19 protein-coding genes are annotated in these 20,600 nt (G+C 61.0%); 12 read left to right on the top strand and 7 right to left on the bottom strand.

The genetic code is table 11. The features are described 5' to 3' along the window. Nucleotides 1–100: 100 nt before the first annotated feature. On the bottom strand, nucleotides 101–991 hold the full coding sequence (locus tag NNA36_RS17110; protein ID WP_255109251.1) for a LysR family transcriptional regulator ArgP: 891 nt from the start codon (nucleotides 989–991) through the stop codon (nucleotides 101–103). A 92-nt stretch (nucleotides 992–1,083) separates the two neighbouring features. Here NNA36_RS17110 and NNA36_RS17105 point away from each other — a divergent pair, with 92 nt between their 5' ends. The 3 genes from NNA36_RS17105 (at nucleotide 1,084) to NNA36_RS17095 (ending at nucleotide 3,656) form a co-directional block, all read left to right on the top strand. Beyond that, nucleotides 1,084–1,680 carry a LysE/ArgO family amino acid transporter gene (locus tag NNA36_RS17105; RefSeq protein WP_255109347.1) on the top strand — a complete coding sequence of 199 codons (597 nt, stop codon included), beginning with the start codon at nucleotides 1,084–1,086 and terminating at the stop codon, nucleotides 1,678–1,680. Between the two features lie 89 nt (nucleotides 1,681–1,769). Further along, a complete protein-coding gene (locus NNA36_RS17100) occupies nucleotides 1,770–2,702 on the top strand; it encodes a pirin family protein (protein ID WP_255109249.1) in 933 nt (310 codons plus the stop codon). A 48-nt stretch (nucleotides 2,703–2,750) separates the two neighbouring features. After that, nucleotides 2,751–3,656 carry a DMT family transporter gene (locus tag NNA36_RS17095; protein WP_255109247.1) on the top strand — a complete coding sequence of 302 codons (906 nt, stop codon included), beginning with the start codon at nucleotides 2,751–2,753 and terminating at the stop codon, nucleotides 3,654–3,656. 27 nt (nucleotides 3,657–3,683) lie between these two features. Here NNA36_RS17095 and NNA36_RS17090 read toward each other — a convergent pair whose 3' ends face one another. Next, nucleotides 3,684–4,508, bottom strand: a complete 825-nt coding sequence (locus NNA36_RS17090) for a TauD/TfdA family dioxygenase (protein WP_255109245.1) — start codon at nucleotides 4,506–4,508, stop codon at nucleotides 3,684–3,686. A gap of 91 nt (nucleotides 4,509–4,599) precedes the next feature. Between NNA36_RS17090 and NNA36_RS17085 the strand changes: the two genes are divergently transcribed. From NNA36_RS17085 to NNA36_RS17070, 4 genes are all read left to right on the top strand, one after another. Continuing rightward, nucleotides 4,600–5,499, top strand: coding sequence for a LysR family transcriptional regulator (locus NNA36_RS17085; protein WP_255109243.1), 900 nt, complete (start codon nucleotides 4,600–4,602; stop codon nucleotides 5,497–5,499). A gap of 100 nt (nucleotides 5,500–5,599) precedes the next feature. Continuing rightward, nucleotides 5,600–6,175 carry a transcriptional regulator BetI gene (gene betI, locus NNA36_RS17080; RefSeq protein ID WP_255109241.1) on the top strand — a complete coding sequence of 192 codons (576 nt, stop codon included), beginning with the start codon at nucleotides 5,600–5,602 and terminating at the stop codon, nucleotides 6,173–6,175. Next, a complete protein-coding gene (betC, locus tag NNA36_RS17075) occupies nucleotides 6,172–7,680 on the top strand; it encodes a choline-sulfatase (RefSeq protein ID WP_255109238.1) in 1,509 nt (502 codons plus the stop codon). Before betI (NNA36_RS17080) ends, betC begins: the two co-directional genes overlap by 4 nt. A gap of 116 nt (nucleotides 7,681–7,796) precedes the next feature. Beyond that, nucleotides 7,797–9,455: a BCCT family transporter gene (locus tag NNA36_RS17070; RefSeq protein WP_255109236.1), complete on the top strand. Its 1,659-nt coding sequence runs from the start codon at nucleotides 7,797–7,799 to the stop codon at nucleotides 9,453–9,455. Between the two features lie 54 nt (nucleotides 9,456–9,509). Here the strand turns inward: NNA36_RS17070 and betI (NNA36_RS17065) are convergent, their stop codons facing one another. Continuing rightward, nucleotides 9,510–10,094, bottom strand: coding sequence for a transcriptional regulator BetI (gene betI, locus NNA36_RS17065; protein ID WP_255109234.1), 585 nt, complete (start codon nucleotides 10,092–10,094; stop codon nucleotides 9,510–9,512). A gap of 169 nt (nucleotides 10,095–10,263) precedes the next feature. Here betI (NNA36_RS17065) and NNA36_RS17060 point away from each other — a divergent pair, with 169 nt between their 5' ends. From NNA36_RS17060 to NNA36_RS17045, 4 genes are all read left to right on the top strand, one after another. Beyond that, nucleotides 10,264–11,472, top strand: a complete 1,209-nt coding sequence (locus NNA36_RS17060; protein WP_255109232.1) for a BCCT family transporter — start codon at nucleotides 10,264–10,266, stop codon at nucleotides 11,470–11,472. A 122-nt stretch (nucleotides 11,473–11,594) separates the two neighbouring features. Further along, nucleotides 11,595–13,046: a betaine-aldehyde dehydrogenase gene (gene betB, locus NNA36_RS17055; protein ID WP_255109230.1), complete on the top strand. Its 1,452-nt coding sequence runs from the start codon at nucleotides 11,595–11,597 to the stop codon at nucleotides 13,044–13,046. 87 nt (nucleotides 13,047–13,133) lie between these two features. Next, nucleotides 13,134–14,789, top strand: a complete 1,656-nt coding sequence (gene betA / locus NNA36_RS17050) for a choline dehydrogenase (RefSeq protein WP_255109228.1) — start codon at nucleotides 13,134–13,136, stop codon at nucleotides 14,787–14,789. A gap of 98 nt (nucleotides 14,790–14,887) precedes the next feature. Further along, nucleotides 14,888–15,127 carry a YdcH family protein gene (locus tag NNA36_RS17045; protein ID WP_255109226.1) on the top strand — a complete coding sequence of 80 codons (240 nt, stop codon included), beginning with the start codon at nucleotides 14,888–14,890 and terminating at the stop codon, nucleotides 15,125–15,127. On the opposite strand, the gene NNA36_RS17040 is transcribed toward NNA36_RS17045, so the two are convergent. The 3 genes from NNA36_RS17040 to NNA36_RS17030 all read right to left on the bottom strand — a co-directional run bounded on the left by NNA36_RS17040 (nucleotide 15,109) and on the right by NNA36_RS17030 (nucleotide 18,679). Next, the gene (locus tag NNA36_RS17040; protein ID WP_255109224.1) at nucleotides 15,109–15,954 is read right to left on the bottom strand and encodes an alpha/beta hydrolase; all 846 of its coding nucleotides are present in this window, start codon (nucleotides 15,952–15,954) and stop codon (nucleotides 15,109–15,111) included. The genes NNA36_RS17045 and NNA36_RS17040 overlap by 19 nt on opposite strands. Nucleotides 15,955–16,053: 99 nt before the next feature. Continuing rightward, on the bottom strand, nucleotides 16,054–17,454 hold the full coding sequence (locus NNA36_RS17035) for a short-chain fatty acyl-CoA regulator family protein (protein ID WP_255109223.1): 1,401 nt from the start codon (nucleotides 17,452–17,454) through the stop codon (nucleotides 16,054–16,056). 76 nt (nucleotides 17,455–17,530) lie between these two features. Next, nucleotides 17,531–18,679 (bottom strand): aromatic ring-hydroxylating dioxygenase subunit alpha, encoded by a 1,149-nt coding sequence (locus NNA36_RS17030; RefSeq protein ID WP_255109221.1) that lies wholly within the window; start codon nucleotides 18,677–18,679, stop codon nucleotides 17,531–17,533. 86 nt (nucleotides 18,680–18,765) lie between these two features. On the opposite strand from NNA36_RS17030, the gene NNA36_RS17025 reads away from it, so the two are divergent. Next, nucleotides 18,766–19,359 (top strand): TetR/AcrR family transcriptional regulator, encoded by a 594-nt coding sequence (locus NNA36_RS17025; RefSeq protein WP_255109219.1) that lies wholly within the window; start codon nucleotides 18,766–18,768, stop codon nucleotides 19,357–19,359. On the opposite strand, the gene NNA36_RS17020 is transcribed toward NNA36_RS17025, so the two are convergent. Then, the gene (locus NNA36_RS17020; protein ID WP_255109217.1) at nucleotides 19,356–20,570 is read right to left on the bottom strand and encodes a multidrug effflux MFS transporter; all 1,215 of its coding nucleotides are present in this window, start codon (nucleotides 20,568–20,570) and stop codon (nucleotides 19,356–19,358) included. The two genes, NNA36_RS17025 and NNA36_RS17020, sit on opposite strands and share 4 nt — an antisense overlap. Nucleotides 20,571–20,600: the final 30 nt, after the last annotated feature.

The following is a 20,600-nucleotide window of genomic DNA, read 5'->3' as shown; positions in this document are numbered from 1 at the left end:
AGACCGGTGCGCTAAGGCGCGCCGGTTTTTTCTTTGGGAACCCTCGAAAACCAACGTCGGTATTGCGTCGGTATTACGGCTGTATTGCGGAGGTGCCGGTTCAGGCAGGGATCGGCGGCAGCACCTTGCGGGCGGCCTGTTTCACGGCGCGGGTCAGCGGTTCGACCGCGTCGCGCAGAAGGCGGGTGGATTGCCAGTAGAGCGGCGTGTTCAGCAGGGTGTCGGGCAAAAGCGGGACGAGGCGACCTTGGGCGATGTGATCCCGTACGAGGAGTTCGGGGTTCATGCCCCAGCCAAGGCCAAGACAGGCGGCATCAACGAAGCCTTGAGAGGAGGGCAGGCGGTGACTGGGCGGTGTGACCTTGTTGCCAAGGTGCTGTTGCATCCACTGTGCCTGAAGCGCGTCTTTTTGATCGAAGCGCAGCATGGGCGCGTGTTGCACCGCGTCAGACGTGACGCCATTTGCAAAGTGGCGCGCGAAGAAAGCGGGGCTACAGGTCGCGATATAGGCGAGATTGCCCAGCGGGGTGCTATCACAGCCCGCGACTGGCCGGGCATTGGCGGTGATCGCGCCGACGACCTCGCCTTTTCGAAGCCAGTCGGCGGAGAAATCCTGATCGTCGACCAGAAGATCGAAGAGAAGACCGGGGACAGAGGCCAGAGCAGGCAGGAACCATGTGGCGAGGCTGTCGGCGTTGACAGCGATGCGCAGGGGGGTGTCGCTGCCGGGGGTCAGTGCGCCGAGATCGCTTTTCAGTTGGCCCTCAAGCAGGCCGACATGATCCATATGGGCGGCAAGGCGACGGCCCGCATCCGTGCCTGTGCAGGGCTGGCCCCGATGCACCAGAAGGGCCCCGGCCTGATCCTCGAGGGCCTTTAAGCGTTGCGAGACCGCAGATTGCGTGATGCCCAGTTCGGCGGCTGCGGCTTCGAAGGAACCGGTGCGCAGAATGGCGGACAATGCGCGAAGCTGGCCATAGTCTAGGTGCATTAGGTTTCCTAATGTCAGAACAATCACTTTAATTTGTGTAATTCAGAGGGGCCGCGTACTCAAGCCGGGACTGGACAAAGGAGACGGCCATGATGCAGGCGGCAATGGCAGGATTTGCACTCGGATTTTCACTTATCCTCGCCATCGGGGCGCAGAATGCTTTTGTGCTGCGGCAGGGGCTGCGCGGGGAATACGTGCTGCCGCTGGTGATGACCTGCGCGGTCTCAGACGCGATCCTGATTGCCGCCGGTGTGGCCGGGTTCGGCATCATCGTCGAGCAGATGCCCACGGCGGTCGAGGTCGCGCGTTGGGGCGGGGCGCTGTTTCTCTTAACCTACGGCGCAATGAGCCTGCGGGCGGCGATGAAGGGGGGCGAGGCGCTGGAGGAAGAGGGGCGCAAGGCGTCGAGCCTCTGGGCGGCGGTCTCAACCTGTCTTGTACTGACTTGGGCCAATCCGCATGTCTATCTGGATACGGTTGTGTTGTTGGGCGGCATCTCTTCGCAATACAGCCCGGCCTGGGGCTTTGGTGTCGGGGCGGTCGTGTCGAGTTTCGTGTTCTTCTTCTCGCTGGGCTTTGGGGCCCGTCTGTTGCGGCCGCTGTTTGTCAGCCCGCGGGCCTGGCAGGTGCTGGACGTGGTTGTCGGGCTGACCATGTGGGCGATTGCGGCCAAGCTGATCTCTGGGTGAGGTGCACAAGCCCTGTGCACGGGTGTGCATTGGCGGGGGGCGGGAATGCTCTAGGTTGATCTGTAGGCCCGCAACGCGAGGAGGCGCAGATGAGCTGGAACCCCTGTATCGACCCCGACCATGTCACGCCCGCACAGCTTGACGATATTGAAACGGTGATTTTGCCCCGTGCCAGTGACCTTGGCGATTTTGAGGTGCGCCGCGCCTTGCCCGCGCCGGGGCGGCGGATGGTGGGGCCCTTCATCTTTTTCGACGAAATGGGACCGGCAGAGTTTGTCACCGGGCAGGGCATCGATGTGCGCCCGCATCCCCATATCGGGCTGGGTACGGTGACCTATCTCTATGATGGCGAGTTCGAGCACCGCGACAGCACGGGCGCGCATCAGATGATCCGCCCGGGCGAGGTGAACTGGATGATGGCTGGACAGGGAGTGACCCATTCCGAACGCACCAGTGAAGAGACGCGCAGAGGGGCAAGCAACCTGTTCGGCATCCAGACCTGGATCGCTATACCCGAGAAACACGAAGACGATGCGCCGTTCTTTGAGCATCATGGTGCGGGGGCGTTGCCGTCTCTTGAGGCCGAGGGCAAGAGCGTTCGGCTGATCCTTGGATCGGCCTGGGGCGAGGCTGCGCCAGCGACGATGTTGTCGGAAACATTTTATGCCGATGTCGTGCTTGAGGCGGGGGCAAAGCTTCCTTTGCCGGTCGAGCATGAGGAACGCGGGCTTTACATCACGCAAGGGTCGGTCGAGATCGCGGGAGACGTCTTCGAGGCGGGGCGCATGATGGTGTTCCGCCCCGGCGACGCGATCACCGTTCAGGCCGGTCCACAGGGCGCACGCTTGATGGCGCTGGGCGGGGCGGCGATGAACGGGCAGCGCCATATCTGGTGGAACTTCGTGGCCTCGTCACGCGAACGCATCGAAGAGGCCAAGGCGGCCTGGGCGGCTGGTGACTGGACCCACGGCAGGTTCCAACTGCCTGCTGGGGATGATCAGGAGTTTATTCCACTTCCTTAACGTGTTTCCGATCTCGACATTCCCCGGCGAACGGGTGTTAATGCCGGCATGAGCGAGACAACAACTTCACGGCCCCTGATGGGGGTGTTCTGGATGCTGGTGACGGGGGCCTGTTTTGTTGCCGTCACGGCGCTGGTGAAATACCTCGGGCCACGGGTGCCTGCGGCTGAGGCGGCCTTTCTGCGCTATCTGCTGGGGCTGGTGTTTCTCTTGCCGATGGTGCGCCCGATGCTGCGGGCGGGGCTGACCAAGCGGCAGTTGGGTCTGTTCGGGACGCGGGGCGTGGTGCACACCGCCGGGGTTGTCTGCTGGTTCTACGCAATGACGCAGATCCCGATCGCCGAGGTGACGGCGATGAACTATCTCTCGCCGGTCTATGTGACCATCGGGGCAGCGCTATTCCTTGGGGAAAGGCTGGCGGCGCGCCGCATTCTGGCGGTTGTCGTGGCGTTGATCGGGGCGGTGATCATCCTGCGTCCCGGATTTCGCGAGGTGAACAGCGGCCATATTGCAATGCTGTTCACGGCGGTGCTTTTTGCAGCCGGGTATCTGATTGCCAAGATTATGAGCGAAGAAGTGAGCCCGTCCGTGGTGGTGGGCATGTTGTCGGTGACGGTGACGATCGGGCTGGCGCCGATTGCGGCCTCGGTCTGGGTGACGCCGACGCTCTGGGATTTGCTGATCCTGTTCGGTGTGGCCAGTTTCGCAACCGCCGGACACTATGCGATGACACTGGCCTTTGCCGCGGCGCCGGTGACGGTGACCCAGCCGGTGACCTTTCTGCAATTGGTCTGGGCGGTGCTGCTGGGGTGGCTGGTGTTCAACGAAAGCGTGGACGTCTGGGTTGTGACGGGGGGCCTTATCATCATCGGGTCGATCAGTTTCATCACCTGGCGCGAAGCGGTGCTGAAGCGGCGGCAGGTCACGCCGACGGACACGGCGACGAAGGTTTAGAGTTCACGCCGCCATCATTTTCTTTTGCTAGGGTGTCAACGCAACGCCGTCGACGGTGATCCGGTGCATCAGGCGGCGGAAGCCGTGGTAGTCGTTGATGGCCTTATGCCAGGTGGCGCGGTTGTCCCACATGGTGATGTCGCCGGCCTGCCAGCGGACGCGGCACTGGAACTCGGGTTGTTTGCAGTGGTCGTAGAGCATGGCGAGGATGGCGTCGGACTCGTCTGGCGTCAGGCCCTCGATGTGGGTGGTGAACACGGGGTTCACGAATAGCCCGCGCCGGCCGCTCATGGGGTGGGTGATGACCACCGGATGCCGAGCGTCCTGCGTGGCGGCCTCGGCGTTGCCAAGCCGCCCGCTTTTTGAAGCCTCGCTGTCTTGAACGCTGGCGCCAAAGACGTGGCGCGAGGAGTGGATCGCGTGGAGACCATCCAGAAAGCCGCGCATGGTGGGCGACAGGGCATCGTAGGCCGCCCCCATCGAGACAAACAGCGTGTCGCCGCCAAAGGGCGGCATTTCGATGGCGTGCAGGATGGACCCCATTGCCGGAACCTGATCGTAGGAATGATCGGTGTGCCAGCCTTCGCCAACCGCTTCTTTCTGGTCCTTTTCCTTGAGGACCATGGCGATCTCGGGGTGGCTTTCTACCGGTTTGAAGAACCTGTTGACGTTGATTGGGCCAAAGCGACGGGCAAAGGCGAGGTGGTCGTCCGGGCCGGCGATCTGATCTCGCAGCACGATCACCGAGTAGGTGGCAAAGGCCTCGTGAATGGCGTCGAAATCCTCGGCATTTCGAATGTCTGCCCCATGGATTTCCGCGCCCAATCCGCCGGTCAGTGGCCTGATGTCCATTTGCTTCCTCCCGTTCCTACGTTGTCAGGTATAGGGGATTGCTGAAGATCGGAAAAACTGAATTAATTGACCCAAAGGAAAGGTTTTTCTGATGAATGGGTTCACGCTGCGCCAGTTGGCACTTTTGGTGGAAACCGCCCGCAGCGGCGGGATCGCCCCGGCGGCGCGGATTTTGAATGTCTCTCCGGCGGCGATCTCATCGGCCATCGACAAATTCGAAGAGACCACCGGCCTGATCCTGTTCGACAGGTTTCCCGCGCGCGGGATGCGTCTGACACGCGCAGGGCAGGATTTCATCGTCGAGGCCGAAGCCCTGCTGACGCGTGCAGATGCGCTGGGCCGGCGAATTTCTGATCTTGTCGAAGGCGCAAGCGGGACCATTCACATCGGTACCCATTATGGCATTGCCCACAAGATCGTATTGCCTGCCGTGCTTGCCTTTCGGGAAAGCCATCCCGGTGTGCGGATCGAGGTTGTCGAAGATGATTATCCAAGCCTTATCGCTTCGCTTGATGCCGGGGATGTCGACGCGCTGGTGGTGTTCGATCAAGGATTTGATGAGGCTAGGCACGTGGTTGCCCCGCTTGCGGACTTGCCGACGCTTGTTCTTTTGTCGGCGACACACCCGCTGGCGCAGGATGATCGTGTTCCGTTGGAGGCCCTGTCCGGCCTGCCTTATATCGCGGTGTCCCGTGCCGGGCCGGGGCCGAGTTACCTTAGCCTGTTGCAGGCGGCGGGGCTTGATCCCGAGGTGCCCTTTACCTCGCAGTCTCGCGAATTGGTGCAGGCCTATGTTGGCAAGGGGCTGGGATACACTTTGGTTGGTTTTCCGCCCGACAGGAACCTGACCATCGAAGGCGACGCTGTGGTTGCGCGCCCGCTTGATAGGGACATTGGCCGGTTCAGGGTGGTGATTGCGCAGGCGCGGGCCGTGACCGGAAGCGCCTTGCTTGAGGCTTTTCTGGATGCGTGTCGGGCGCAGGTGGCCTGATAACGCGCAGGACGCCTCTCGATTTCTGAATGTTTATTTTGATTGACTCGTCAATCAATAAAAAATTAACGTCCCCTTCAACGCAGTTGGGAGGGGTCCGATGCCCAAGGTTGGGATGGAACCAAAACGACGCCGCGCCCTCGTGGATGCGGCCATTGCCGAGATCGGGGATGCGCGGTCGCTGGACGTGACCGTGGCGCAGATCGCGCGGCGCGCAGGTATGTCGAGTGGTCTTGCGCACCACTATTTCGGCGGCAAGGAGCAGATGATGCTGGCGGCCATGCGCCACATCCTGACCGTCTATGCCAGCAAGGTGCGGGACGGGTTGCGGGGAAAGCGCGCTCCGCGAGAGCGGCTGGAGGCCTTGATCCGGGCCAACTTTGAAGACCACGTTTTTGACCGCAGCAAGACAAGCGCCTGGCTGAGCTTTTACGGCATGGCGCAGGGCAATCGACAGGCGGCGCAGCTGATGCGGATGTATCAATCGCGCCTGCGGTCGAACCTTTTGTATGACTTGCGCGCCCTGACGGACCGCCCCGAAGAGGTGGCGACCGCCATCGGGGCGATGATCGACGGGGTTTACCTGCGGGCGGCGCTGAAAGGCGCGGGGCCGGACCCGAAAGCGCCGGAAACGGTATTGATGACGTTGGACGCATTGCTGGGAGAGGCGAGATGAGCAAACCCAATATCCTGATCTTCATGGTGGATCAGCTGAGCGGGACCCTGTTTCCCGATGGCCCCGCCGACTGGCTGCATGCGCCGAACCTCAAGAAGCTGGCGGCACGGTCGACCCGGTTCGAGAACGCCTATTGCGCGTCGCCGTTGTGCGCGCCGTCGCGGGCGAGCTATATGACAGGGTTGTTGCCGTCCAATACGGGTGTTTATGACAATGCCGCCGAGTTTGCGCCGGACCTTCCGACATATGCCCACCACCTGCGCCGTGCGGGGTATCAGACAAGCCTGTGTGGCAAGATGCACTTTGTCGGGCCGGACCAGATGCACGGGTTTGAGGAGCGGCTGACCACGGATATTTATCCGTCTGACTATGGCTGGACGCCGGATTATCGCAAGCCGGGCGAGCGGATCGACTGGTGGTATCACAACATGGGGTCGGTGACGGGGGCCGGGGTGGCCGAGATCACCAACCAGATGGAGTATGACGACGAGGTGGCCTATAACGCCACGCGCAAGGTGTATGATCTCGCGCGGGGGCATGACGAACGGCCCTGGTGTCTGACGGTTTCGTTTACGCACCCGCATGATCCTTATGTGGCGCGCAAGAAATACTGGGACCTTTACGAGGATTGCGAACATCTGCTGCCGGAGGTCGGGGACCTTGGCTATGACGCGCAGGATGCCCATTCCAAGCGGATTTTCGATGCCAATGACTGGCAGAATTTCAATATCAGCGAAGAGGATATCAAACGGTCGCGGCGGGCGTATTTTGCCAATATCTCGTATCTGGACGACAAGATCGGCGAGGTTCTGGAGGCGCTGGAGAGCACGCGGCAGGAGGCGGTGATCCTGTTCCTGTCAGATCACGGCGACATGCTTGGCGAACGCGGGCTTTGGTTCAAGATGACCTTCTTTGACGGGTCTTCGCGGGTGCCGCTCATGGTGTCGTCACCGGACATGGAACCGGGGAAGGTTTCGGCGCCGGTGAGCCTGTTGGACATCTGCCCGACGCTTTGTGATCTCGCGGGGATGGACATGGCAGAGATCACGCCGTGGACGGATGGCGAGAGCCTAGTGCATCTGGGGCAGGGGGGAGAGCGCACGGCGCCGGTGATGATGGAATATGCGGCCGAGTCCTCTTATGCGCCGCTGGTGTCGCTGCGTTATGGCAAGTGGAAGTTTAACCGCTGTGCGCTGGATCCCGATCAGCTTTATGACATGGAGGCCGATCCGCACGAGTTGACCAATCTGGCAGAGGTGGCAGAGCACCAGGGAACTCTTCAAAGCCTGCAGGCGAAATGCGAGGCGCGGTGGGATCTCGGGGCGTTCGATGCGGAGATCCGCGCCAGCCAGGCGCGGCGGTGGGTTGTCTACGAGGCGCTGCGGCAGGGCGGATATACGCCGTGGGATTTCCAGCCCAAGAAGGACGCGACCCAGAGGTACATGCGCAACCACATGGACCTGAACGTCGTGGAGGAAAACCAGAGATACCCGCGTGGCGAATAGCCACAAGTAAAATGGAAGGGTCAGCGCGGAGGCCGTGCTGATCGTCCCCTGTATGTGTGAGTGCCGGTGAGATGGCATTGGGAGAGTAACCAAGTTCCAAGAACAGGGAGTAAGTAATGTCTATCGAACCACCGGTAACAGAGTTGCCGATCAAGACGGCGGAGAAGGGGTTTTACTCCGGCTTTAGCGTCGATGTCACCGTGACCTCCAAACTGGCAGTGGGTGGCCTTGTCATCTGGGCCGTTGCCTTTCCGGAGCAGGCAGGAACCGTTCTTGCCGGTTTCAACAAATTCATTCTGGCGAACTTTGCCAGCTGGTACATCTACGTGATGGCGTCTTTCGTCCTGGTGTGCCTCGGGCTGGCGTTGTGGCCCGCCGCGGGGCGCCTGCGTCTGGGACATGACGGGGACCGGCCCGAGTTTTCGAATTTCTCTTGGTTCTCCATGATGTTTGGGGCGGGGATCGGGGTCGGGATGCTGACCTGGGCGGTGGCCGAACCCGTGTATCACTTCAAGAACAACCCGGACGTGATCCAGGGCCTGGCCACGGGGAGCAGCGCGGATAACGTCATGAACGCCTACAAGTGGTCGTACCTGCACTGGGGATTCTCGGCCTGGGCATCCTATGCCATTGCCGGTCTGGCGTTGGCCTTTTTCTCGTACCGTCGCGGTCTGCCATTGACGATCCGGTCGTCGTTGACGCCGCTGTTCGGATCGCGCCTATCGGGGCCGCTGGGGCATGTTGTCGACATCGTCGCAGTGATCGCAACCATTCTGGGCGTGGCACAGACCCTCGGGTTCGGCGTCGAGCAGTTTGTTGCCGGCATGAGCCGCATCGGGATCGGCGGCTGGCTTCTGAACGAGGCAGGGACCGCTTCGACCACCGGGATCATTTTTGCCCTGCTGATCATCATGGGGGCTTCGACACTGTCGGCGCTTTCGGGTGTTGGCAAGGGGATCAAGTGGCTGTCGAACCTGAACATGGGGCTTTCGATTTTCCTTCTGGGCTTCTTGATGCTGTTTGGCTCGACGTGGTTCGGTATTACCGCGCTGTTCCAGGGCACCTATGAATACGTGCTCGCGTTGCCCGGTATGCTGTTCGATGTGTTCCGTGGCGATGGCACTGGCGGCGTGGCCGACAAGCTTGAGGGCTGGCAGGGCGGCTGGACCGTGTTCTACTGGGCTTGGTGGGTGGCTTTTGCGCCCTTTGTTGGCCTGTTCCTGGCGCGTATTTCCCGTGGTCGCACGATCCGCGAGTTCGTTCTGGGGGCGATGATCGTTCCGGCCATTATGTGCTTTGTCTGGTTCTCGTTTGCCGGTGGAACGGCCATCGAAATGGAGATGTCGGGCGTTGCGAATGGTGCGATCTTCTCGGCCACGGACGGCGACAAGATTTTCGCAATGACGGGGCTGATCCTTGGGGATGTCCTTGGGTGGGCTATGGCAGTGATCATCGTGATCCTGTTGATGACCTACCTCGTGACATCGGCGGACTCGGCTGTCCTGATCGTGAACACCATCAATGCCGCCGGGGACGAAGGTCCGAAGGCGCGGCCTCACATCATCTTCTGGGGCAGCGCACTGGGACTGGTCGTTGCGGCGCTCTTGCTGGTTGGCGGCCTGAAGGCGATCCAGACCGCGATGGTGATCGGAGCACTTCCGTTTTCACTTGTGATGGTCCTGATGTGCGTGGCGCTGATCAAGGCGATCTATCGCGACAGCAAGCGTGCGGCGCATGGCTTGCCGACGACAATGGCGGAGAACACGGACGCCTGAGCAAAAAGCCAGTTGCAAGACGGCCGGTGCCCACGTGGTGCCGGCCGTTCCTATTCAGTGGTCGCCGTTCAGGAGCAGGCGGGCAACGCGCCGGGCTTCGGAACGGGCATAGGCCGGATCCAGCGGGGCCGCCGACTGCGCCGCTTCAAGCCAGACACCGTCCATGTAGCATTGCAGCGCATCGCGCACCGTCTCGCGGCGGCAGTCTTCGACAAGCGAGCGCAACTCGGCGCGGAAATGCGAGGTCACACGGGCACGGTTGATTCTGTGCAGGCGGGCGAGTGGGGGGGAATAAGGGGCGTTTGCCCAGAACTGCATCCAGAAATTGCAGTGCTCGACCGTATAAAACCTGTCGTCAAAGTTGGCATCAAGCACGGCAATCAGGCGATCCTGCGGTGATTTTGCCTCTGCGTAGCGTTCGAGCATTGCGGTTTTCAGGAGCGACAGTAGCCGCCGCATGGTGGCCTCCATCAGTTTTTCCTTGGACCCGAAGTAGTAGTTGATCGAGGCGGCCGTTGCTCCGGCCTCGCGCGCGATTTCCGCCATTGTCACAACAGCATAACCACGCTGATGAACGGCTTTAAGGGTCGCCTGGATCAGCTCGTCGTGGCGGATGTCGCGGATTCTTCTTCTGCTCATGAAATTCAGTTTGAACCTTGGCGGATCATGTCGCAAGCGCGATTGTGAATGTGGATTTATTAAATAGCCGTTTAAAAAATTGCTTTGGAATTTCAAAAATTGCTGATAGCGTCCGCTTCCATCATCAATTGGGGTGCGGAGGATGCCCCGGAATGAGGGACCAAAAACAATGACTGCACTGATTTCATTCGGGATCCTGCTGGCGCTGGCGCTGGTGGTTTTCTGCGTGATCAAGTGGTGGAACGTTCGCAACATCGGACCGACACCCGTTCACCTTTTCACTTTCATCGCTATTCTGTTCACGTCCGGGCTGGACGTGGGCCTGATCATGTTCCCGCTGGCCTGGGACTTTCCGCTCTACGCGGATACGGCGGCGGAACCGGCTTATGCCTTTACCAACCCGCTGGCGCTTGAGTTCGGCTTCTGGGGCTTCCTGATCTGGGGCTTCTACTTCCTGACCACCTTCTACTTCTGCGTCATCGAACCGCGTGTGAAGTTCTTCGAGATCCCGCTGGTCAAATGGATCAACAACATCGTCATCATTGGCACCTGTGCCTTCACCGGCGCGCTGTTCCTGATCTACCTGCCGTACTATGCAACCTTCATGGGTGACGGCGAGACCGTGATCCCGGCATTCTACGTGGTGACCTTCCTGGTGATCCTGTTCGCGGCCTTCTCGTCGACCGACATCAAGTATGTTCGCATCCTGTCGGTTGGCTCGACCGTCATGTTCGCGGCGCTGATCCTTGGCATGTGGGCTTATGCAGGCATGGGTCTGGGCGAGTTCTTTGGCACCGCATCGAACATTGGTGGCTATTTCTCGAACATCCACAAGTTCATCCTGCCGCTGACCGACTATCACGAATTCTACCTGTTCTGGTGGTTCGCTTGGTCGATCATGATCGGACAGTTCACCTCGCGCTTTGTCGGCGGCCTGAAGACATGGCAGGTTCTGGCAGCGCTGCTGGTGTTCCCGTCGATCCCGCTGGGCGTCTGGTTCTCGGTGCTGTACTACTACCACCTGAACGAGATCCCGACGACGCTGATGATCAACGTCGCCATGGTGATCGTGGGCGTGACCTTCGTGATCAACTCGTTTGACTCGCTGATCCGCCTTTACACCGACAACCTCAACCTGACCGCCAAGCGTTTCGGCACCGTGCCTTACGTTCTGGGTAACGCTGTTGTCCTGTTTGGTCTGACCGTGGCCTTCAAGAGCCAATGGCTGCAGATTCAGTGGATCGGCGCGGTGGTGATCGGCATCTACGTGGCCTGCATCGGCTACATCGTGATGACCAAGCGCAAGGAAGTCATGGCGATCAACTCTTCTCCGGAAGAGCGTGAGCTGGACTTCCACAAGATTGAGACCGTGCACTAACTGCGGTCTTTGCCCGGCGCCCCTGTTTCCTCTGGGGGGTGCCGGGCCTTTTTGATTTGTTTGGACCTTTATTCGATCAACCCGGGCCAATTCCAAAGGCCCACTCAAGAACCGAGGCGCGCATGGAATTGCAACCCAAAGCCAGTCACTTCATCAACGGCGAATACGTCGAGGATACGAATGGAACCCCGATCCCCGTGATCTATCCGGCCACCGGTGAGGTGGTCGCAACCGTTTATGCGGCGACGCCGGAGATTGTTGAGAAGGCGATTGTCGCGGCGAAAGAGGCGCAAGGGGCCTGGGCCAAGATGAGCGGCACCGAGCGGGGGCGTATCCTGCGCCGGGCGGCGGACATCATCCGCGAACGCAACCACGAGCTTTCGGTTCTGGAGACCTATGACACCGGCAAGCCGCTGCAGGAGACGCTGGTGGCGGATGCCACCTCGGGTGCGGATGCGCTTGAGTATTTCGGTGGCATGGCGGCGACGCTGACCGGCGAGCACATCCCAATGGGCGAGGACTGGGTCTATACCGTGCGCGAACCGCTGGGGGTCTGCGTGGGGATCGGGGCGTGGAACTATCCGACGCAGATTGCCTGCTGGAAAGGCGCACCTGCGCTGGCCTGCGGCAACGCGATGATTTTCAAACCCTCCGAGACCACCCCGCTTTGTGCACTGAAAGTGGCGGAGATTCTTGTCGAGGCGGGGTTGCCGGCAGGTCTTTACAACGTCGTGCAGGGCATGGGCGAAGTGGGCGGTGCGCTGGTCAACGATCCGCGTGTCGACAAGGTATCGCTGACAGGGTCCGTACCGACCGGCAAGAAGGTCTATGCGGCGGCAGCAGCTGGCATGAAGCACGTCACCATGGAACTGGGCGGCAAATCGCCCCTGATCGTCTTTGAAGACGCCGATATCGAGAACGCCGTGGGTGGCGCGATCAACGGCAACTTCTATTCCTCGGGGCAGGTCTGTTCGAACGGCACCCGCGTGTTTGTGCACAAGGACATCAAGGAGGCCTTCCTCAAGCGCCTTGTGGAGCGCATCGGTGATGCGGTGGTGGGTGATCCGCTGGACGAGAAGGTCAGCTTTGGCCCGATGGTCAGCGAGAACCAGATGAACATCGTTCTGGGCTATATGGCCAAGGGCGTTGAAGAGGGCGCGACACTGGTTTGTGGCGGCAAACGTCTGGACATGGATGGCTTTTACCTCGAGCCGACCGTCTTTGCGGATGTGACTGACGACATGACCATCGCCCGCGAAGAGATTTTCGGGCCGGTGATGGCGGTTTTGGACTTCGAGGACGAGGCCGAGGTGATTGCGCGGGCCAATGACACCGAGTTCGGGCTGTCGGCGGGCGTGTTTACCCGCGACATCCAGCGCGCGCACCGCGTGATCGGCGAATTACAGGCGGGGAGCTGTTTCATCAACTCCTACAACGATGCGCCGGTGGAAGCGCCGTTTGGTGGCGTGAAGGCCTCGGGTGTTGGCCGTGAGAATTCGAAGGAAGCCATCCAGCACTATAGCCAGGTCAAATCGGTTTACGTGCGCATGGGAGATGTGGAAGCGGCGTTCTAAGCGCCCTTTCGGACAACGCCCACCCACCCACCCCGTTGCCCGAAAGGGCGCTGATCGGCGGTGTGGTGGGCCAGCTGGAGGAAAGAAATGCAAGCAGATTACGTGATTGTCGGGGCCGGTTCGGCGGGCTGTGCAATGGCTTACCGCCTGTCGGAAGCGGGCAAGAAGGTGTTGATCATCGAGCATGGCGGCACGGATGCCGGGCCGCTGATCCAGATGCCCGGGGCCTTGAGCTATCCGATGAACATGTCGCTATACGACTGGGGATACAAATCCCAGCCCGAGCCGCATCTTGGTGGCCGTGAACTGGTGACGCCGCGCGGCAAGGTGATTGGCGGGTCGTCGTCGATCAACGGCATGGTCTATGTGCGGGGACACGCGGGGGACTACAAGCACTGGGCCGAAAGCGGTGCGCAGGGATGGGACTATGCCGACGTGCTGCCCTATTTCAAGCGCATGGAGACTTGGAACGACCGTGGCCATGGCGGAGACCCGGATTGGCGCGGCAAGGATGGCCCGCTGCATGTGACCCGTGGTCCGCGGGACAACCCGCTGCACGATGCCTTTGTGAAGGCGGGGGAACAGGCGGGATACCCTGTCACCAAGGACTATAACGGCGAGCAGCAAGAGGGCTTTGGCCCGATGGAGATGACCGTCTACAAGGGGCGGCGGTGGTCTGCGGCAAATGCCTATTTGAAGCCTGCGTTGAAGCGCGACAACTGTGATCTGATCCGTGCGTTTGCCCGCAAGGTCGTGATCGAAGATGGCCGTGCCGTTGGCGTCGAGGTGGAGCGCGGTGGCAAGATCGAGGTGATCCGTGCCGACGTTGAGGTGATCCTCGCGGCCTCGTCGCTGAACTCGCCCAAGTTGCTGATGCTGTCGGGGATTGGCCCGGCCAAGCATCTGGCGGAACACGGTATCGAGGTGGTGGCAGACCGTCCGGGTGTTGGCCAGAACCTTCAGGATCACCTGGAGTTCTATTTCCAGTTTGCCTCGAAACTGCCGATCACCCTGTTCAAATACTGGAACCTCTTCGGCAAGGCCTTTGTCGGGGCACAGTGGCTGTTTACGAAAACCGGTCTGGGCGCATCGAACCAGTTCGAAAGCGCGGCCTTTATCCGGTCGGACAAGGGGGTCGATTATCCGGACATCCAGTACCACTTCCTGCCGATTGCCGTGCGTTACGACGGTCAAGCGGCGGCCGAGGGGCATGGCTTTCAGGCCCACGTCGGGCCGATGCGCTCGCCCTCGCGGGGCGAGGTCACGCTCGCCAGCGCCGATCCCAAGGACGCGCCGAAGATCCTGTTCAACTACATGTCGACCGAGCAGGACTGGATCGATTTCCGCAAGTGCGTGCGCCTGACCCGCGAGATTTTCGCACAAGACGCCATGAAGCCTTTCGTGAAGCATGAAATCCAGCCGGGCACGGATTTGCAGACCGACGATGAGATCGACGGTTTCCTGCGGGAGCACGTCGAGAGCGCCTACCACCCCTGCGGTACCTGCAAGATGGGCGCTTTGGACGATCCGATGGCCGTTGTCGATCCGGAATGCCGTGTGATCGGTGTTGAAGGATTGCGGGTTGCCGACAGTTCGATCTTCCCTCGCATCACCAATGGCAACCTGAACGGGCCGTCGATCATGACGGGCGAAAAGGCCTCGGATCACATCCTTGGTCGCCGTCTTCCCTCGTCGAATGCGCAGGCGTGGTTCAATCCGAACTGGGAGACCTCCCAGCGTTAAAATATTGCCGCTGGCGCCGGTTTTTTGATCCCTGTCAAAGAGCCGAGCGCCGGGGGCGGATAGCGTTTCTGTGAACTTAGAAAGAGGAGCGCAAACATATGTCTCACGTCCCGCACGAACTGGCTGAAGAATTTCCGGAATTCGTCGAGAAAATGAGCAGCCTGAAGGTTTCGGACAAGCATTTCGCGAAACTGTTCAACGACTACCACGAGTTGAATCGCAAGGTGCATTCGGCGGAGACCAACGTGAAGCCTCGTGAAGAACTGGCTGAGGTTGATCTGCGCAAGCGCCGTGGTGCGCTGAAAGACGAAATCTACGCCTATCTCAAGGCAAACTGATCGACGAAGCGCCAAAGGCGCGGCAGGGTCTCTGATCGCCAAAGATCGGTGTGACCCGCGCCTTTGACCGCAACAAAGACTTTCTCTCCAGATGGGGCGGCAGCGTAAATCTGTCGCCCCATTTCTATTGGGATCAGATCATCTGCGGTGCCGTGGAGGACGAGAAGCGGCATGGTCAGGGCACGTGCGCGGGACAGGCTGGGCCACTGGTTGTCGAGACGTTCGGCAAGGGCGCGGGTGCCGGGGTAGTGGTGCTCGGAAAGGTCGGCAATGGCGGTGAACGGTGCCTCCAGGATCACGGCCGCGGGCGGGCCGAAGCCCTTGTCGGGGTTAGTGGCCGGGGTGTTCAAGAGGCCGAGCGACACAGCGGTGCCGATGCTTTCGCCATAGAGCACGACCTTGTCCGGGGGCAGGTCGGGGAACTGCGTGAACATCGCGTGATAGGCGGTTTCGGCGTCCCAGATGAGGGCGGCTTCTGACGGGGTGCCGCTGCTGCCCGAAGAGCCGCGATAGGCCGGGGCAAAGAGGCCGTAGCCCCGTTTGAGGAGGCGGCGGAAGCGTTCGGTGCGGACCGCGAGGTTGCCTGCGTTGCCGTGGAAATAGAGGATCACGGGTTTTCCTGCGGCGGGTTTGGCAGCCCATGCGACCAGGGTTTCGCCATCGTTTTCAAACGTGACTTCCGTGACGGATGCCAGGCCCTTGTCGGCTGGTGTCACCCGCGTGGGATCGAGAGGGTAGATCATCCAGCGTTCGGCGAGGTTGCCAAGGGCGACCGTGGCGATGCCGAGGGCCGCAAGGATCAGGGCGAGGCGAATGACAATACGCAAGGTCTCTTGCTCTTTCTGCACTTTGGGCGCTGGAGGTTTTTGCGCGGAGAAGCGCCTTCGAAGGCGCTTCAAAGCCGTTTCGAAACGGCTTGTGCGGTGCTAGCCGACCTCGTAGGGCAGGACGCCGCGTTGGTTTTCGTCGATGGTGAGGCGGCGTTCCAGGGGTGGAACCGAACGCTGGTGGCAGTGGGTGCGCTCGCAGATCCGGCAGGAGATGCCGATCGGTTCAAAGGCTTCGGCGGTGGAGAGGTCCATGTGGTCGGCGTAGACCAGCGCATCGACATGGCGGATCTCGCAGCCCAGAGCGATGGCGTAACGGCGCACGGGCGCCCCGTAGTGGCCGCCGGTTTTTGAAACGTCACGGGCAAGCGAGAAGTAGCGCACGCCATCGGGGGTTTCGGCCAGTTGGCGCAGGAAGCGGCCCGGGGTTTCAAAGGCGCGGTGGACGTTCCAGAGCGGGCAGGCGCCGCCGAAACGGGCAAATTGCAGGCGGGTGGCCGAGTGGCGCTTGGTAATGGTGCCGGCCTGATCTACGCGGACGAAGAAGAAGGGAATGCCCTTGGCACCGGGGCGTTGCAGGGTCGACAGGCGGTGGGCCACCTGTTCGATGGAGGCCCCAAACCGGTTGGCGAGGACTTCGAGATCGTGTCGCGTGTCGCGGGCGGCTTCGAGAAAGCGGCCATAGGGCATCATCGCGGCCCCGGCGAAATAGTTGGCAAGGCCGATCTTGGCGATGGAGCGCGCCGCTTCGGTCTGGAAACGGGCGAGATCAAGGGTGGCTTCCAGCAGCTTGTCCGATTGCAGCAGCGCGATCTGCATCAGCATCTGGAAGGTCTGGGTTTCCGGCGTGCTGCGCTCCGAGATGAAAAGGGTGCGGGCGGCTTCGTCATAGTGGCGCAGGCGGTCTTCGTCGGCGTACTCGAGCGATATGCCCTTGTCGTTCAGCGCCCGCAGGGCGGCGTTACGGATGCCACCTTCGGCCACCGCACGATTTGCAAAGTTTTCGGCGGCGTGATCGACCGCGTCGATGTAGTTGTCGCAATAGTGGAAGAAGTCGCGCACTTCGTCCCAGGGCGAGGGCTGCATCTGCACGTCTTCCCGGCCCAGGGCCTCGTCAAGTGAGGCAAGGCGTTCATGGGTCTGCCGGTAGGCGCGATGCAGTTCGAGGAAGGCACGCGCAAAGGCGGGGGCGTTTGATGCGGTCAGGCGCAGGTCGGCCAGAGGGGCCGTGGTGTCGGCGAGGATCGGGTCGGCCATGGCTTCGCGCATGTCGCTGACAAGGCGTTCGGAATCGCCGGTGCTGAGTTCGGTGACGTCGAAGCCGAATTCCTGTGCCAGCGCGAGGACAACCGTGGTCGAGACCGGGCGGTTGTTGTTTTCCATCTGGTTAAGGTAGGGCAGGGAGACGCCGAGCTTTTGGGCGAATTCCTTTTGCGTCAGCGTCAGGCGGGTGCGGATTTCGCGCAGCTTGGCGCCGGCATAGAGTTTCTGGGTGGCCATCTGGGTCTCGCGAGAGTTTGCGTTCTTGCAAATATAACTTTGCAAACTCTCGCCGTCAGCCCTGTTTTGATGCGCCTTATGCCGCGCCCGGCGTCAGGTGGCGTTCGATTTCCCTGTTGAAGGCATCCAGCGCGCCTTCATAGCGGCCGAAAGTGAGGCTCTCGTTGGCACCGCTCAGGAGGCCGGATTGCACCTCTTCGTTGACTTCGAAATCTTCGTTCAGCGTCACCGACGTGATTGCGTGATTGCGCTTCCAATGCTCTTCTTTGTCGGGCGTAATCTCGGATTTCGGTGCAAGCGTGGTGAGGCGCAGGCGGGTGAGATCGGGGGCCAGCGGGATCAGTTCGATCCAGCCGATGTGGTCCTGCATCACGAGAAACTGCGAGGTGGGAAAGACCGTGTACAGCACGTTGGCCTCGGTCCGGATATCCCATTGGGCGGGGTCGGTGCCGTTCAACTCGGGCAGGGAGCTGCGCGGCAGGACCGAGCGCATGTGCGATCCCAGGGTTTCGTAGGAGGACAGATTGTCGAGGAAGTGCGGGCCGATGGTGTCGCGGTGGGTGACCTTGAAGTGATAGGCTTCGATGCCGCCCTCGGCGAGCAGTTTCCAGTTGGCCTTGCGTTCAATGGTATCAGTGGCCGCGATGGCGAGGGTTTCCATTTCCGCCCATGCAAACTCGCCTGCCAGCGGGGTGAGGAAGCTGTCGAAATCGGGCTGTGCATCGGTGTTTGCGACGACCCAGACAAGGCCATAGCGTTCCGTGGCCGGCAGCCGCTTGAGGGCGTGGGCGTCGCGGTCTAGGCCGGGAAAGCCCTCTTTCTGGTGCGGGACGCCGCGCAGGGTGCCGTTATTGCCCCATGTCCAGGCATGGTAGGGGCAGCTGAAGGCGTTCTTGCATCCCGATCCTTCGCGCACCAAACGCGCGCCACGGTGGCGGCAGACGTTGATGAAGGCATGCACGGTGTTGTCGCGGTCGCGGGTGAGCAGAACCGGCAGGCCAGAGAGTTCGCGGGTCATGAAGCTGCCGGGCTCGGGCAGTTCGCTGGCGTGGCAGGCGATGATCGGCACACCCCGGAAGATGTCGCGCATTTCGGCATCGAAACGGTCTTGCGAGGCGTAGCGCGTGATCGGCGACTTTGCGACCTCGTCATCGAGAAAGAACAGTCCGTTGTCCTTGAGACCCTGCAACTCCTCAAGCAGGGCAATCTGTTTGGCGCGTTCCATGATCGGGCTCCCTTGGTTAACTTACCGATTGGTAAGTTGATACTTTACGACTGGTAAGTGAGTCAATTGAGGGATAAAGTGACGTTATGGCAAAAGACGAAAACCCCCGGCAGAAATTCATCGACGTGGCCTATAAGCTCTTTTCAGAGCGGGGTTTTTACGGTGTGTCCCTGAATGACGTTGCAAAAGAGATAGGCGTCAGCAAACAGGCGATCATCTATCATTTCCGCACCAAGGAGGCGCTTTATGCGGCGGTCCTGGGCAAGATGGCCGGCCATTTCGATGAGGTTGTCGGGCGCGTCAGGGCGCAGGAAGGCACTGGTGTTGCGCGGCTTGAGGCGGTGCTTGGGGCATTGCATCGGCACATGCAGGACTGTCCCGAGGATGCCCGATTGATCATGCGCGAGTTGCTGGACAATCCGGATCGCGCCAAGACCAGCCAGAAGTGGTTTCTGCGCGGGTTCCTTGATGACATGGTCGAGGTGATGCGCGAGACGCCGCTTTACGCGGGGCAGTCGGACGACGCGGTGGCGTCGGCGGCCTATCAGGCGATCGGGGCGATCAATTATTTCGCGATTTCAGATGCGACGCTGGTTGGCGTTTGGGGGGAGGGGCGTCTTGCGGGGATGAAAGAGAGCTTTCTGTCCGCGCTTGTTGCGCGGGAAGGCCGTGATTCCTAGAGGCCGAGGCGGCGTTCGCGCCATACGACATAGGTTATGGCCCCTATGGCGGCGGCGGATGTGGCAAGCATGATCCAGAGCAGGGGATAGGCCCCGCTGCCGGGTGTCAGGAGGGCGCCGGCCAGGGCCGACAGGGCCGCGCCACCCCCAAGCATGATGGACCCACTGAGGCCCGAGGCCGTCCCGGCAAGGTGGGGGCGCACGGAGAGAGCGCCTGCGGTGGCGTTGGGAATGCTCATGCCGTTGCCGATGCCCACAAGGGTCATGAAGCCAAAGAAGCTCTCGGCGGTTCCAAAGCCCATCTGGAAAACAACCATCGACATGGCGACGCCAGCGGCGTTGATATAGCAGCCCCAGGCCACCATGCGGTTGACACCAAGGCGCACCGAAAAGCGCCCCGAGGCCCAGTTGCCAAGGAAATAGCCCACGGCGGGGGCGCCAAAGTAGATGCCCATCATCGCCGGGGACAGGCCAAACAGCTCTGTTGCCACGAAGGGGGCACCGCCGAGATAGGCAAAGAACGCGCCGGAGGACAGGCCCGAGGCGAGGGAATAGCCCCAGAAGCGGGGGCTGGTCAGCAGTTCGGGGAATTCGCGGAACTGCTGGGTCAGGGAGAGGCCGCTTTTGCGGCTGGTCTCGCCAAGGTCGAACCAGGTGAGGATCAGGATGGCGAGGCCAAGGATGAACAGCATCCAGAAACTAGCGCGCCAGTCGAAGGTCGAATCGAGAAAGCCGCCGATCATCGGCCCGATCATCGGGACAATCGACATGCCCATCGTGACATAACCGATCAGGGCAGCGGCCTGTGCGGCTGGTGCGATATCGCGCACCACGGCGCGGCTTAGAACCATGGCGGCAACCACGACGGCCTGCGCCATTCGGAAGGCAAGGAAGACCTGTGCATTGGGGGCATAGATACAGCCCAGCGTGGCCAGCAGGAAAAGCCCGACGCCCCAGAGAATGACGGGGCGGCGGCCCATCTTGTCAGAGATCGGGCCGACGATGATCTGGAGGACGGCGTTGACCGCGAGGTAGACCGCCACCGAAAGCTGCATCAGGCTGTAATCGGCATCGAAATAGACGGCCATGCCCGGAAGCGATGGCAGGAACACGTTCATGCAGAGGGCAGAAATCCCGGCGAGCAGGATAAGCGTGCCAATATGTGGTGGGGTGGTGCGGTCTAAAAAGCGCACCTCGGGACGGTCCGTCATGCAGACAGAGGTAGGGGGAAAGGCTTAACA

Origin of the sequence: Shimia sp. CNT1-13L.2 (genome assembly GCF_024331145.1) — a bacterium.
Taxonomy (GTDB): Bacteria; Pseudomonadota; Alphaproteobacteria; order Rhodobacterales; family Rhodobacteraceae; genus Shimia.
Note: the sequence above shows the minus strand (reverse complement) of the source record. Positions and strands in the feature narration are given on the sequence as shown.